Origin of the sequence: Malonomonas rubra DSM 5091, assembly GCF_900142125.1 — a bacterium.
Taxonomy (GTDB): domain Bacteria; phylum Desulfobacterota; class Desulfuromonadia; order Desulfuromonadales; family Geopsychrobacteraceae; genus Malonomonas; species Malonomonas rubra.
In genome coordinates, this window is record NZ_FQZT01000003.1 from 169718 (window position 1) to 182845 (window position 13128).

15 protein-coding genes and 1 other RNA gene are annotated in these 13128 nt (G+C 55.0%); 9 read left to right on the plus strand and 7 right to left on the minus strand.

Annotation, left to right across the window (positions count from 1 at the left end):
• Positions 1–46 precede the first annotated feature (46 nt).
• The 8 genes from BUB13_RS05860 to BUB13_RS05890 all read left to right on the plus strand — a co-directional run bounded on the left by BUB13_RS05860 (position 47) and on the right by BUB13_RS05890 (position 6376).
• Positions 47–1117 carry a BMP family ABC transporter substrate-binding protein gene (locus BUB13_RS05860; RefSeq protein WP_072906728.1) on the plus strand — a complete coding sequence of 357 codons (1071 nt, stop codon included), beginning with the start codon at positions 47–49 and terminating at the stop codon, positions 1115–1117.
• 64 nt (positions 1118–1181) lie between these two features.
• Positions 1182–2705: an ABC transporter ATP-binding protein gene (locus tag BUB13_RS05865; protein ID WP_072906730.1), complete on the plus strand. Its 1524-nt coding sequence runs from the start codon at positions 1182–1184 to the stop codon at positions 2703–2705.
• Positions 2696–3766: an ABC transporter permease gene (locus tag BUB13_RS05870; RefSeq protein WP_072906731.1), complete on the plus strand. Its 1071-nt coding sequence runs from the start codon at positions 2696–2698 to the stop codon at positions 3764–3766. The genes BUB13_RS05865 and BUB13_RS05870 overlap by 10 nt, the downstream gene beginning before the upstream one ends.
• Complete coding sequence (locus tag BUB13_RS05875; protein ID WP_072906733.1) at positions 3759–4679, plus strand: ABC transporter permease; 921 nt, start codon at positions 3759–3761, stop codon at positions 4677–4679. The genes BUB13_RS05870 and BUB13_RS05875 overlap by 8 nt, the downstream gene beginning before the upstream one ends.
• Positions 4676–5203, plus strand: coding sequence for a phosphoribosyltransferase family protein (locus BUB13_RS05880; protein WP_072906735.1), 528 nt, complete (start codon positions 4676–4678; stop codon positions 5201–5203). Before BUB13_RS05875 ends, BUB13_RS05880 begins: the two co-directional genes overlap by 4 nt.
• Before the next feature lie 230 nt (positions 5204–5433).
• Positions 5434–5610 (plus strand): hypothetical protein, encoded by a 177-nt coding sequence (locus BUB13_RS18890; RefSeq protein ID WP_153305028.1) that lies wholly within the window; start codon positions 5434–5436, stop codon positions 5608–5610.
• Between the two features lie 197 nt (positions 5611–5807).
• Positions 5808–6011: a hypothetical protein gene (locus tag BUB13_RS05885; RefSeq protein WP_072906737.1), complete on the plus strand. Its 204-nt coding sequence runs from the start codon at positions 5808–5810 to the stop codon at positions 6009–6011.
• Positions 6012–6022: 11 nt separating this feature from the next.
• The gene (locus BUB13_RS05890; protein WP_072906739.1) at positions 6023–6376 is read left to right on the plus strand and encodes a translation initiation factor Sui1; all 354 of its coding nucleotides are present in this window, start codon (positions 6023–6025) and stop codon (positions 6374–6376) included.
• An 18-nt stretch (positions 6377–6394) separates the two neighbouring features.
• On the opposite strand, the gene BUB13_RS05895 is transcribed toward BUB13_RS05890, so the two are convergent.
• The gene (locus BUB13_RS05895) at positions 6395–7252 is read right to left on the minus strand and encodes a GerMN domain-containing protein (RefSeq protein ID WP_072906741.1); all 858 of its coding nucleotides are present in this window, start codon (positions 7250–7252) and stop codon (positions 6395–6397) included.
• A 146-nt stretch (positions 7253–7398) separates the two neighbouring features.
• On the opposite strand from BUB13_RS05895, the gene BUB13_RS05900 reads away from it, so the two are divergent.
• Positions 7399–7833: an SH3 domain-containing protein gene (locus BUB13_RS05900; protein ID WP_072906742.1), complete on the plus strand. Its 435-nt coding sequence runs from the start codon at positions 7399–7401 to the stop codon at positions 7831–7833.
• Positions 7834–7932: 99 nt separating this feature from the next.
• On the opposite strand, the gene BUB13_RS05905 is transcribed toward BUB13_RS05900, so the two are convergent.
• The 6 genes from BUB13_RS05905 to BUB13_RS05930 form a co-directional block, all read right to left on the minus strand.
• Positions 7933–9048, minus strand: coding sequence for a hypothetical protein (locus tag BUB13_RS05905; protein ID WP_072906744.1), 1116 nt, complete (start codon positions 9046–9048; stop codon positions 7933–7935).
• Entirely contained in the window at positions 9048–10076 is a 1029-nt protein-coding gene (locus BUB13_RS05910) for an LOG family protein (RefSeq protein WP_072906746.1), read from the minus strand. The genes BUB13_RS05905 and BUB13_RS05910 overlap by 1 nt, the downstream gene beginning before the upstream one ends.
• Positions 10077–10099: 23 nt before the next feature.
• Entirely contained in the window at positions 10100–10651 is a 552-nt protein-coding gene (locus BUB13_RS05915) for a hypothetical protein (RefSeq protein WP_072906748.1), read from the minus strand.
• Positions 10652–10708: 57 nt separating this feature from the next.
• An RNA gene (gene rnpB, locus BUB13_RS05920) (RNase P RNA component class A) lies at positions 10709–11097 on the minus strand.
• Between the two features lie 13 nt (positions 11098–11110).
• Entirely contained in the window at positions 11111–11821 is a 711-nt protein-coding gene (locus BUB13_RS05925) for a zinc ribbon domain-containing protein (protein ID WP_072906750.1), read from the minus strand.
• A 43-nt stretch (positions 11822–11864) separates the two neighbouring features.
• On the minus strand, positions 11865–12995 hold the full coding sequence (locus BUB13_RS05930) for a Nif3-like dinuclear metal center hexameric protein (protein WP_072906752.1): 1131 nt from the start codon (positions 12993–12995) through the stop codon (positions 11865–11867).
• Positions 12996–13128 lie beyond the last annotated feature (133 nt).

A 13128-nucleotide genomic window follows, 5' to 3' on the forward strand; every position in this document is an offset into this window, starting at 1 on the left:
ATCTTTCAACTGCCTATATTCGGCTTATCCGGAAAGGTTTTAAGTAATGAGAAAAACTGCTCTGTTCCTGATGTTGGTGCTGGTCTTCGCCGTGTGCGGCACTGCTTTCGCCGGAAAAGAGATCAAGGCCGGGTTCATTTACGTTGGCCCGGTTGGAGACGCCGGTTGGACGTACGCCCATGATCAGGGACGGCAGGAGATGGAAAAGCTTCCTTTCGTCAAAGAAAACTCCACCTACATCGAGTCGGTTCCAGAAGGAGCAGAGTCTGCCCGTGTGATCAACGGCCTGGTGCGTAAAGGGGCTAACCTGGTGTTCACCACCAGCTTCGGCTACATGGACGCCACTATCGACGTCGCCCGCCGGAATAAAGACGTGGTCTTCATGCACTGCTCTGGCTTCAAAACCGCCGAAAATGTCGGCACCTATTTCGGCCGCATGTATGAGCCACGTTACCTCTCCGGTATCGTTGCCGGTAAAATGACCAAGAAGAACGTCATCGGCTATGTCGCTGCCTTCCCGATCCCCGAAGTTATCCGCGGTATCAACGCTTTTACTCTCGGCGTGCGCAGCGTCAACCCCGCGGCCGAAGTCAAGGTCGTCTGGACCCAGACCTGGTTCGATCCGGGCATTGAGCGTGACGCTGCCGACAGCCTGCTCGATGTCGGTGCTGACGTACTGGCGATGCATCAGGATGCACCTGCCACTCTGCAGGCGGCAGAAGCCCGTGGCGCTTACGTCATCGGCTATAACTCCGACATGCGCGAGTTTGCTCCGAACGCCTTCTTGACCGCACCAGTCTGGCACTGGGGTGCCCTCTACACCAAACTGGCCAAGCAGGTCAGCGAAGGAAGCTGGAAATCCTCACAGATCTGGGACGGCATGAAAGAAGGCCTGGTCGAACTGGCTGATTTCAATCCTAAGGTCCCGGCTGAGGTTCAGAAAATAGTTGCAGACAAGGCTGCAGCCATCAAAGCTGGGACATTCCACCCCTTTTCCGGACCGATCAAGGACCAGTCAGGTCATGTCGTGGTTGAAGCCGGCAAAACTCACAGCGATGGAGATCTGCTTGGCATGAGCTACTTCGTTGAGGGTGTTCAGGGAACCATTCCCAAGTAATTCCGTTTTCTACCAAGGGCACGTCTGCGCAGGCGTGCCTTTTCTTTTTCACGTGTGGGATTCGATGCCCGATTTGCTGCAGATCGAAAACATCCGTAAAACCTTCCCCGGCGTTGTGGCTCTCGACGATGTTTCTTTTTCCGTCTCGCCTGGTGAGATACACACCCTCCTCGGTGAAAACGGTGCCGGCAAAAGCACCTTGATGAACGTTCTGACCGGCCTCTATCACCCGGACCGGGGCAGCATCAGCATCGACGGAGAAGAGGTTCATTTTGCCAGCCCACGCGATTCTCTCGCACGAGGGATCGGCATGGTACATCAGCATTTCATGCTGGTTCCGGCTCACTCGGTCTTCGAAAACATCCTGCTGGCGCTCGACAACGTACCGAATTTCTTCAACCGTAAAGAGTACAAACAGAAGATCGCCGCGCTGATTGACGAGTTCGGTCTTGACCTCGATCTCGACAGCCCGGTCTGGAAGCTGTCCATCGGCGCCCAGCAGTGGATTGAACTGATCAAGCTGCTGATGCGTGACTGCCGCCTGCTGATCCTCGATGAACCGACCGCAGTGCTGACACCACAGGAAGCGGATCGCCTGTTCACTGTCCTTGAACGATTAAAGAAGCAGGGCAAGAGCATCATCTTCATCTCCCACAAAATGCGCGAGGTAATGAAGATCTCCGACCGGGTGACCATCCTGAAAAAGGGGCATAGCATCACAACGTTGCAACGTGGCGACTACGATGAAAACAGGCTGGCATCGCTGATGATCGGCAATGACAAAATTCCACAGTGGCAGAAGAACCTGCAGATGTCGGACGAGATTGTGCTTGAAATCGAGAAGCTCTCGGTTCGCAACGACCGCGGCCTGTCCGATCTCGAGAGCTTCGATCTGCAGTTGAAAAAAGGGGAAATCCTCGGCATTGCAGGGGTCGCCGGGAACGGCCAGAAAGCACTGGCCGAGGTGCTGACCGGACTGAAAAACGCCAACTCTGGAAAAATCCTGGCCAAGGGGGAGGACATCACCAACTCCGACGCGAAAAAATCTTACATCGCCGGCATTGCTCACATCCCCGAGGATCGCAAAAGCATCGGCATCGCCCCCGACATGAGTGTCGACGAAAACCTGATCATGAAAAGTTTCAAGAGCGGTGCTTTTTCCCGCTGGATTTTTCAGGATAAGGGCGCGATCCGCCGCAACGCCAGCGAAAAAATCGAACAGTTCGCCATCAAGTCAGGACCGGACGGCACCCCGGTGCGCTACCTTTCCGGCGGCAACATCCAGAAAGTCATCATCGCCCGCGAGCTTTCCGAAGCCCCGGCGGTTCTGGTCGCCCTCTACCCGACCCGCGGCCTTGATATCGGCAGCGCCGAGTACGTTCACAAGGTGATTGCCGATGGTGCTGACGAGGGGATGAGTACCATCCTGATCGCCGAAGATCTCGACGAACTGCTGAAACTGAGCGACCGAATCGCCGTGATGTTCCGTGGCCAACTGGTCGGTTACGTCGATCCGCGCAACACCACGCGCGAAGAGATCGGCCTGATGATGAGTGGCGAAAAGCAGGGAGGCGCGGCATGCAACTGATTACCGAACGCCGCGAGATATCTTCTGCCCTGTTTCGCTTTTCCGCGCCGATCGTTTCGATCGCCATCGCCCTGTTCGTTGCCGGCTTCCTTTTGCTGGCAAGCGGCGTCAACCCGCTGGAAGCTTACCGCGAAATCATCATTGAATCCCTCGGCTCCATGTACGGACTGTCAGAGACGCTGGTTAAAACCACGCCGCTTATTTTTACCGGCCTGGCCGTCAGTCTCGCTTTTCGCATGCAGATCTGGAACATCGGCGCCGAAGGACAAATCTACATGGGGGCCATGGCCGCCAGCGGTGTCGCACTCTTCTCAGGCATCGAAAATCACTGGCTGATGATGATCGCCATGTTTTCTGCTGCTTTTTTCTGCGGTGGACTCTGGGCCGGGGTGGCCGGTTTTCTGCGGGCAAAATGGAGAGTAAACGAAGTCATCGTCACCCTGCTGATGAACTATATCGCCATCTTACTTGTCGATTACTTGGTCTATGGCCCCTGGAAAGATCCGAAAGGTTTCAACTTTCCACTCACCGCTCAGTTTACCGATGCCGCACGCTTGGCTGAATATTTCAACACCCGGCTGCACAGCGGCTTCTTCCTCGCTATTTTCTGCGCCCTGGTACTTTATCTCTTCATGGAGCGCACTGTCTGGGGTTTTGAAATCAAAGTGATCGGCAGTAACCCGAAGGCCGCCCAGTACGCCGGGATGAACACCGGCCTGGCGATCTTCATGGTGTTGTTCCTCAGCGGCGCCATCGCCGGGGTTGCCGGTTTCAGCGAAGTTGCGGGCCTGCAGCACCGCCTGCAGCACGGCATCTCCCCCGGCTACGGTTACACCGCTATTATTATCGCCTGGCTGGCCAACCGCAGCGCTATCGGCGTAGTCATCGTTTCTTTCTTGATGGGTGTCCTGCTGGTCGGCGGCGACAGTCTGCAACTGCTCTGGCAGCTGCCAGTCGCCTTCGTTTATGCCTTCCAGGGGCTGATCCTGTTCTTCCTGCTGGCGTCCGATTTCTTTATCCAGTATCGGGTCAAACTGGTCCGGGGAGGTATTCATGGTTGAAATTCTGCTTGATGCCACCGTCCGCGCCGGGACACCGATCCTGTTCGCCACTTTAGGTGCCATCATCAACGAACGTGCAGGGATCATCAATCTGGGGATCGAAGGCTTGATGCTGATCGGTGCTCTCGGCGGCTTTGCCGGCACCTACCTGACCGGATCGCTGCTGACCGGCGTGATGGCGGCCTTCCTCTGCGCCTTCGTTGCTGGGGCCATCCACGGCTTTATCACCGTACAGCTGCGCGGCAACCAGATCGTCAGCGGACTGGCCCTGACCATGTTCGGCATCGGCATGACCGCCCTGTTCGGCAAGGGCATGGTCGGCATGACCATCGAAGGCTTCGAACGCATCGCCATCCCCGGACTGTCGCTGCTTCCGGTGATCGGCAAACCCTTCTTCAACCAGGACTGGCTGATCTACTTCAGCTTCGCCCTGGTCGCCCTGATCTGGCTGTTCTTCTATCGCACCCGCTGGGGTCTGGCGGTACGAACCCTGGGGGAGAACCCGGCAGCAGCGGACACCTGTGGAGTGCCGGTCAACCTTTACCGCTTCCTCGCGGTGACCATCGGCTCCGGCATCGTCGGCATAGGCGGTGCTTACTTGAGCCTGGCAACAACACCGATGTGGATCGAAAACATGTCGGCCGGGCGCGGCTGGATTGCTGTCGCGCTGGTTATCTTCGCCAGCTGGTCGAGCCCCCGGGCCTTGCTCGGCGCTTACCTGTTCGGCGGCATCACCGCCATGCAACTCCGCTTTCAGGCGATGGGCACCTCGGTCAGCGCCCATATCCTGCAGATGCTGCCCTACTTTTTTACTATTGTCGTTTTGGTGGTTTCGACCATCCGTCTGCAGAAAGGCGCCAGCCAACAGCCGGAAAGCCTGGGATTATCCTACGACCGGGAGGATCGTAAATGAGATACGCATCGCAAACCCTGCTGGAGCGGATTAAAAAAGAAGGTCGCGTTGAGGGCAATGTGATCAAGGTCGATCGCTTCCTCAACCACATGGTCGATCCGCAGCTGATCGACCTGCTCGCAACCGATGTCGCCACGCATTTTATGGAGAAGTCGATCGAAAAGGTGCTGACGGCGGAGACCAGCGGCATTATGCTGGCACAGGCGGTGGCCGGGATGCTAGGCGTGCCATTCGTCTATGCGAAAAAGAAGCGGCCGCTGACCATGGGCGATCACTACGCCGCTGCCAGCTATTCATTCACCAAAGAGGAATCGACTACCCTCTATGTCGCCAAAGAGGTCCTGCGGCCGCGCGAGCGGATTCTGTTCATTGATGATTTCTTCGCAAAAGGCTCAACGCTCAAAGCGGTGGAGGAGATTGTCGAACAGGCGGAGGCAATGCTGGTCGGCACTGCGGTGATTATCAATAAGTCAGAACGCAACGACATCTACTCAATCCTGACACTGAAAGAACTGCAGGGTTAATCTGCCTGTGACTACGGTTTTTTCAACAACCTGCTGGGGGATATCCCCCATTTGCAAGGGTAACCGGGGTCCAAGCACTTTTTCTGCGTCCTGCCAATTTTCATGATTCAACAATAAGCTATAGAAAAAACTGCCCTTTTCTCATTCGTCTGCATTTCCTGACATTTTGGCCTGGAGCTTGCTATTTACCACCGATAGTAGACAGGTCACGTCCTGCCGAGGAGGACAACATGAATGAGTCGCTGAAGAAATGGGCAAAAGAAGCAACGATATTGCCACCAGAAAAACGGCCGGTACGCCTGGAAAGCAACCCGATTCTGACCTGTTTTACTGTCTCGAGTTTTGCCGTCCCGACCAAAGCAATTCGCCGGATAGAAAGAATCGGTGATCGCGGACGTTATTTGTAAAAAAGCTGTAAAGTAAATGGAAAGCAAAATGAGAGAAAGGGCTGCCTGGTTTGGCGGCCCTTTTGCTGTTTGCGGCCTAAAAAGGGACAGCTCATGGTACGTTGCCCATAAACAGGCCGTTCCTGATCTCCAGACTGGACAGAAGAACCTGTTCGCCATATGCTGTCTGAACTGTGCAAGCCGATGGAAAAGTAACCATGAGTAACGAAGAAAAAGAAACCCGCTGGATGTGCCACATTTGCGATTACAGCTCGAATGTGGGCGAAGGGATCGCTTGCAGCGAGTGCTACAAAATCACCTGTCGACAACACCTGACAACAACGATGGACTTGAATCCTGAAAGCGGCCTTTACGAGTTTCGTCAGGTCTGTGTTGCCTGTCAACTGAAAGACCAAATCTGAGGATTCAAACTATGGCGAACAACAGCACCCAGGTCTACTCCTGTGAAACCGGGCGACTCTGCCCCAAATGCGGCAAAGCGGCGAAAAAATGTGTCTGCAAACAGCAGACAAATACGCCCAAAGGGGACGGTATTGTCCGTATCCAACGTGAGACCAAGGGGCGCAAAGGAAAGGGTGTCACCCTGATTACCGGCGTTCCACTGGCTGGTGAAGAACTAAAAAAACTGGCAAAAAGTTTGAAGCAGAAGTGCGGTACCGGCGGCACAATCAAAAACGGTGTCATCGAAATCCAGGGCGATCACCGCGACCTGTTGCTGGCGGAATTGCAACAAAAAGGATGGGCGGTAAAAAAAGCCGGTGGCTGAAAACCACCGGCTTTAAATTTACTGCTGAGAACCAATCAGGTTGAGCTTACTGCTGGCCTTGCTCTTCCGTCCTTTTCGATCCTCCACCTGCCAGTCGACATGCAACGTCATTCCAGGCTGAAACAGTTCGGCCTGCTGTGGCCGCAGCACAACGGCCATATCAAACATCCCCAGATAATAGTCTCCTTCGAGCGGATTTCCGGCTTCGCCCTTCAGCTCAAAGCGCTCGACCTTCACCGGGCGATCAAAGTTGAAAAAAACTTCCTCCACCTCTTTTTCACCAGGCTGCCAAGAGCCGACGGCATCAAGCAACAACGGCAACTGAACGTCAGTAATCGCCAGTGGTTGATGGCGATAACCTTCGACCGGCTGTCGTTCTGATGGTTCACCACTGTACAGGATCCGTACCCGATCAACCTCTTCGAATTGGACTGCGGATTCCACCGTTGCCCGTTCGATCCCGGCCAGAAGGTGGGATGGCACATCCCTGGTCAACTCAAGAGATACGATCAGGGTAGAACCAGCCTGATCGAGTTGAGTCAGGCGCACTCCTTCGGCAAAAGGCATACGCAGCTTGCTCTGCTCTGCAACCAGCAAGCGCTCACTGAACAGCTGGCTGAGAATGCGGTCTAGCTGCTGATTTTCACTGAACATAAAGAGGGGGATCGGCCGCACCTGTGCCGAGTCATCAGCCAGCGGAAGATAGCCGACATGGGCAAAAACATAGCCCTGTTGCGGTGCCGGAGCTTCGCCGAAATACTGCAGGTAAGCAGGGCTCGCATAAACTTTGCCCCTGTCCGGAGCTGTTGCCTGTTGCTGCTCACAACCGAACAACAGTGTAATCACGAAGAGAAAAAGTACAATCTGGCATCTCATTTCTGTTCTCCCTGTTATTTTTCAGCTTAAAAAATCCATATGGGAAGCGGAACCCGGACCATTCCAATTTGAATTGACAGCCTGCTGACGAATTGCTCTAATACGCGCATTTAATGCGCAATAAGCTCACAAATCCAGGAGGCCCCATGAAAAAGATCATTATTGTATCCCTGCTGCTGTTCACTGCGACAACCAGCCTGGCCAAAATGGTCAGTGTCATCCATCTGCCGGCAGAACTGCGTGATAAACCGATGGTTTCCGGTTCTAAAATGATCCAGAAGCTGGAGCGTTACGCACCGCTGGAAGTGATCGAAAGCGGTTCCGATTATTACAAAGTAAAAACCAGAAGCGGCAAGGTTGGCTATCTGCACAGGTCTCTGACTGGTGATATCAAGTCGGTCGTTGTCACCGGCGATATCTGCAACGTCCGCACCGGCCCCGGCACCGAGTTCCCTATCGTTTTCAAAGCCTACAAGGGCAACAGCTTCAAAGTTCTGTCGCAAGAGCAGGACTGGGTTGAAATCCAAGGCCCGGACAATAAAACCGGCTGGATCTGGCAGAACCTGGTCTGGGGCGAATAAGTTACAGCAAAAAGCCAAAAACAGCAAAGCCGTCTCCGAACTGGAGGCGGCTTTTTTCGTGTCTCGTAGGCAGCAGCGTTACCGAACGGCGCCTTTGCCTCAATACAAGCGCACCGGGGCGAAGCCACCGCCGACCGTGCGCAGGTTGGTCACCTGTCCCTGATACAGACGAGCGCCAACACCGAGCAACCGGTCTCGATAAACGAACAAGCGCAGATCGACCTTGAACTTTTCGCCCTCACTACTGGTCTCCACCGAAGGGGCCACCAGCGACTGCACGAGGGTCGTTGCAGGATCCTGCTCGGCAAATCGCTTGCGGGTAATTCCTTTGCCCAGCACCACCCCGCGGCTACCGAAGCGGGTGACCGGTTTGAAGATCAATTGTTTGCGCTCCGCCCAGACCTGATCGTCATCACAATCAGCCAGCAAGCGGCTCTGCGGAACCACTTGCAGTAGCAGCTGCTGCTCGGCTTTGGAAAGGTCAAACTCGGTCAGAGTCGCCGGATCAGACCAGAGAATCATCCGCCGCTTGTCGGCCAACAACCCGTAGGCGAAAGGGTTGGGTGACAGGCAGACGGTTTTAGCCAGATAGGCCTGGCGCAAACCTGCCATGACATCATCATCAAGAAAGAAATCACAGTGGCGATTGTAAACCAGGTCGATTTTCTCTCCGTTGAGAAAGACGCCATCACTATCAGTCTGCAACTGTCCCGGAGCAGCGATTTCACTTGAAATCCCTTCGCGCCGCAGCCAATCGCGACAGGCAACCATCTCGGGGTAAAGCGGTTGCTCCTCCGGCTCTTCGTCAACCAGCACAACTCGCTGCGGCCCCCGATCCGAGCCGGAAAATGACCGCCACTCCTGCTTGAACGTATCCAGCAATCTGTGCTGAATTCTCCCCGTCAGTTTGATCGGGTCTTGCCCGCTCGACTGGGCTTCACTCAACCAGGCGATATACCCACCCCCTGCGTTGGTATTGATTTCAATCAACTTCGGCCCGTCAGCAGTCAGATGAAAATCGTACCCCATCATCAGGGCATCGTGACCAGGATCAAAGCTGCAGATTTCTGGTAGCTGCGGGCGCACGAGTTGGCGGTATTTATCTGTCTTACTTAGCCGGTAAACCAGGCGCACCAAAGCCATCATCCGACGCAAATCTTTACGGGCCAGCCGGGCGGTCAGCTTGCTGATCGGCAGTTCGGTCAGAGCAGCCATCAGAAAGAATTTATGCGCCGGATCAGCGCCTTGAGCAGACCGTAGCTGCGCCGATTGAATTCCATCACCAGGCGCGGCATATGCAGCAGGTCGGGTTGATCCTGCTCTTCCGGCAATGCGTTGGAGAGACGCATGCTGCCGCCGGGCGCGAGAATTGCGTTGAATTCGTTCTCCAGAATTTGTAGATGCCCGGTGTCGAGCGCTTTGTTCAGGCGCACAACGAGCTTGTCTTTAACGAAACGCATCGAATGGTAGTTGCGATAGAACTCGTTGATATACTCAAGCGCTTCAACCGGGTCTTTGGTAATGGTGAACAGGGCAAAATCCTCAAAGCTGATGAGCTCGCGTTTGAGCAGGCAGTCGCGGATGAAATCGAAAAACTTGTCCCAGTAACCGCCGTTGTCATCATCGATCATGATCAATGGAATCGGCGGGTTTTTGCCGGTCTGCACCAGGGTCATCACTTCCATTCCCTCATCGAGGGTGCCGAAACCACCCGGAAACAGCACTACGGCATCCGCTTCCTTGAGGAAAGCAACCTTGCGGTTGAAGAAATATTTGTAGTTGATGATCTTGTCGCTGCCCTTCATCACCGGATTCATGTCCTGCTCGAACGGCAGGTCGATGTTGACAGCAAAAGAGTTGGCCTCGCCAGCGCCTTCGTTACCTGCCAGCATGATCCCAGGGCCACCGCCGGTGATGACCATGTAGTTGTTCTCAGCCAGCATGCGCGAGAACTCGACACATTTCTGGTAAATCGGCTCTTCCGGTTTGGTGCGGGCACTACCGAAAATACTCACCTTTTTCCGATCACGGTAAGGTGCGAAAATCTTGTTGGTGAAACGCATCTCCTTCATGGTGGTCCGAATCAATTTCTGGTCGGCCAGATAATCGTTCTCCTGGCCTGACTTCAGGGCGCCGAGAATCATCTGGCGAATCATCTCCGGATGATGCACACCCACCCGCTGGAGCAGGTCATCGATAATAGCGTCAATTTCGCCGTTACTACGATCAAAGCTAATCTTCATTGCAACTCCTGGTCGCGGAAAAGTCAGTCCTGTGGAAGATTTTTACGCTGCAAAAAAGGCCCGTTACCCAAACGCTCACTCTGTAACAACAAGCCGGTCATGCCACCGCCACTGTAGCGTTCGGCAAACTGTCGATAAACGACCCGCAGCTGCTGTTCGCATCGGTAAAACTCCTCAACCTGCGAGGAGGTTAGAGAATGTTCAATTATATCACAAACAAAGCTGATGCAATTATAAGGTCGCCGGGTCACCGGCAGAAGGCAGCCTCGCTCGCCAAGAAAAGGGCAGGTGCGGGAAAAATCGGGCTGCGGAGGAAGGTCATTTCTCTGCAGATAGCTGAGCAGGTTCGCCAGCGTCATATGGTTATGCCCCTTGGCGCAGCAGTCGCCGAGACAATCGGCGCAGGAAGTTAGTCCGTTCCCCTGCTCGAAGAGCTGGTTCAGCTGCTGCTGTAAAGTTTCGACCTGTTGCAGCTGCTCAGCAATCCAGGTCTTTTCCGATGCAGGCAAAGCACGATACTCCTGCGCAATCTGCTCTACCAGCTTTTTCCAGCGTTCGTGGCGCTGCCTGTGCATAAGGCCTCTTAAATAAAGAGCGGCAGTGTGAAATCCCACACTGCCGCCGGAAAAAGTGGCCAAAGAAGGCCATAAGCCGGGTTCTGTCCCCTGCGCCGGTTACCCGCCGCAAAGTGATGATCATTCCTCTAGGGCTGCCGTTGCCGACAGCCTCAAGCAGCCATACCCGGAAACTTCGGACGGACCGCCCTCAAACGTTTCCCTATTCGGCCTTGCTCCGGATGGGGTTTACCGAGCTTCCGACGTCACCGCCGGAACTGGTGAGCTCTTACCTCACCCTTTCACCCTTACCTGCAGCAAAAACTGCAGGCGGTCTTCTCTCTGTGGCACTTTCCCTGGGGTCACCCCCGGTTCCCGTTAGGAACCATCCCGTCCTACGGAGCCCGGACTTTCCTCCCGTTTGCCTTGCCCGAAGGTGGCAAACCGGCGATCATCCAGCCTTCTTCGACCAGCAGATAACTATTGTTGCTGCTCGACGTACAGCAAACGGTTGCAGTGCGGACAGGTCTGCATTTCGGTCTCGCGCAGCAAACTGTTGAACTGCTGTGGCGGCAGCTGCATGTTACAGCCGAGGCAAGCCCCGTTGCTAGCCAGAGCTAGAGCCAGTCCTCCACGACGCTTGAACAGGGTCTTGTACTTGCGCAGCAGCGAAGCAGGCAACTCGGCAGCAACAGAATCGCGGGTTTCTTTGCGCTTCTCCAGAATGCCCTCGCTCTCTGCCAGCAGCTCACTGATTTCAGCACCGCGAGCTTCAGCCTTTTCGTTGATGCCGGCCAGTTCGCCCTGCTTCTCCTGCTGATCTTCCTCCAGTGCAGAGATCTCCTGCTGCTTCGCCTGCAGCTGCTCTTCGAGGTCTTTATTGGCTTTCTTCGCCGCATCGATCTCCTTGAGCACAGCGACATATTCCTTCTGCGTCTGGATCTCTGGCAGGCGCCCTTCGACCCGGGCGATGTTGTCTTTCTCACGCAGCATATCCTGCTGCAGCTGAGCCTCGTCTTTCTGCAGCAGTCCCAACTCGGCGTCCAGTTCATCCAGCATCGCCTGAATGCGCGCTGCGTCAGCAGCGAAACTTTCCTGCTCATCGCGATAGCCCTGCTGGCTCTGCTCGATGGCGCTGATCTCCTGATCGATCTCCTGAAGTTCCTTCAGCAGGTTCATCTTTTCATGCACGTTGTTGCCTCCATTTATGCCTTCTGTTGATAAGTGTGGACAGTTAGCAGGTGATAAAGGGGTCCTGCTCACCTGTCATCTCGATAACCTCTACCGGCAGCTGCCGCTCGGCCAGCGCCTGTCGCACCCGACTTGCGAGTTCAGCGACCATAATCTGTTCTGTTGCGAAGTGACCGGCATCGATCAGCGCCAGCCCTTCTGATCGCGCACGCTGCGCGTCGTGATATTTGACGTCGCCGGTCACCAGGCAGTCGGCCCCCAGGCGGATCGCATCTCCAAGCAATGATGCGCCACTGCCGCCGCAAACCGCGACTTTTTCAATTCCCATTCCTTGGTCACCGACCAGGCGCAACGCTGGCAGATTCAACTGCTGCTTGACCTGTTCGGCAAATGCTTTCAACGTCACCTTTTGAGGTAAACGGCCGATCCGGCCAAGACCGATGTCGCTTCGCGTATTGGCCAGAGGAATCAGATCGTAAGCCACCTCCTCGTAGGGGTGCGTTTTAATCATCCGCGCAACAACTTTTGCCAACGCGGCCCCCGGCACAATGGTCTCGAGCCGGTATTCACTGGTTTGTTCCAGTTCACCCGGCTGGCCAATAAAAGGATCGGTGCTGTCATTGCCACGGAAACTTCCGGTCCCCTCGGTGCGGAAAGAGCAGTGATCATACTCACCGATATGTCCGGCGCCAGCGGCAAACAGAGCTGTCATCATCTCCTGCTCGTGCCCCTTCGGAACATAGACGACCAGCTTGTAATATCCTCCAGCTTGCGGTCGTTCCACCGGGGTGCAGTTTTCCAATCCCAAGCGTGCAGCCAGCCAGTCATTCAATCCGTCAGCAGCACGATCAAGGTTGGTGTGGGCACTGTAAATAGCGATGTTGTTGCGGATGGCGCGGAAGATAACCCGCCCGGGTTCGTCAGCGGGAGTGAGCCGTTTGAGACCTTTAAAGATCAAAGGATGATGGGAAATAACGAGTTTAGCAGCGGCACGTTCGGCTTCATCAAGGGCGCGTTCCTCGGCGTCGAGACAGACAAGAATGCGTTCGATTTCAGTTGTCGGATCGCCCAGCTGCAAGCCGACGTTATCCCAATCCTCCGCCAGGGACGGCGCGTAAAGCCCGTTCAGCAGGCCGACCAGGTCAGCTAAACGCGCTATTTTCTGTTTAGCCATCCGCCCCTCCCTGCAAAAAGAAAGAGTGCACCGGTTTTCCGGTGCACTCTTGATAGTTCTGGTTTTCCCCCTTGGCGATTCCAGCCGCTTTCTTTTCACATCCCCGTAAAAGATCCCCGGGTTGTGTTGGGTG

Excerpts from the sequence above, each read along its gene's own strand:
- BUB13_RS05860 (WP_072906728.1), top strand. The coding sequence starts at position 47 with ATGAGAAAAACTGCTCTGTTCCTGATGTTGGTGCTGGTCTTCGCCGTG.
- BUB13_RS05865 (WP_072906730.1), top strand. The coding sequence starts at position 1,182 with ATGCCCGATTTGCTGCAGATCGAAAACATCCGTAAAACCTTCCCCGGC.
- BUB13_RS05870 (WP_072906731.1), top strand. The coding sequence starts at position 2,696 with ATGCAACTGATTACCGAACGCCGCGAGATATCTTCTGCCCTGTTTCGC.
- BUB13_RS05875 (WP_072906733.1), top strand. The coding sequence starts at position 3,759 with ATGGTTGAAATTCTGCTTGATGCCACCGTCCGCGCCGGGACACCGATC.
- BUB13_RS05880 (WP_072906735.1), top strand. The coding sequence starts at position 4,676 with ATGAGATACGCATCGCAAACCCTGCTGGAGCGGATTAAAAAAGAAGGT.
- BUB13_RS18890 (WP_153305028.1), top strand. The coding sequence starts at position 5,434 with ATGAATGAGTCGCTGAAGAAATGGGCAAAAGAAGCAACGATATTGCCA.
- BUB13_RS05885 (WP_072906737.1), top strand. The coding sequence starts at position 5,808 with ATGAGTAACGAAGAAAAAGAAACCCGCTGGATGTGCCACATTTGCGAT.
- BUB13_RS05890 (WP_072906739.1), top strand. The coding sequence starts at position 6,023 with ATGGCGAACAACAGCACCCAGGTCTACTCCTGTGAAACCGGGCGACTC.
- BUB13_RS05895 (WP_072906741.1), bottom strand. The coding sequence starts at position 7,252 with ATGAGATGCCAGATTGTACTTTTTCTCTTCGTGATTACACTGTTGTTC.
- BUB13_RS05900 (WP_072906742.1), top strand. The coding sequence starts at position 7,399 with ATGAAAAAGATCATTATTGTATCCCTGCTGCTGTTCACTGCGACAACC.
- BUB13_RS05905 (WP_072906744.1), bottom strand. The coding sequence starts at position 9,048 with ATGGCTGCTCTGACCGAACTGCCGATCAGCAAGCTGACCGCCCGGCTG.
- BUB13_RS05910 (WP_072906746.1), bottom strand. The coding sequence starts at position 10,076 with ATGAAGATTAGCTTTGATCGTAGTAACGGCGAAATTGACGCTATTATC.
- BUB13_RS05915 (WP_072906748.1), bottom strand. The coding sequence starts at position 10,651 with ATGCACAGGCAGCGCCACGAACGCTGGAAAAAGCTGGTAGAGCAGATT.
- BUB13_RS05930 (WP_072906752.1), bottom strand. The coding sequence starts at position 12,995 with ATGGCTAAACAGAAAATAGCGCGTTTAGCTGACCTGGTCGGCCTGCTG.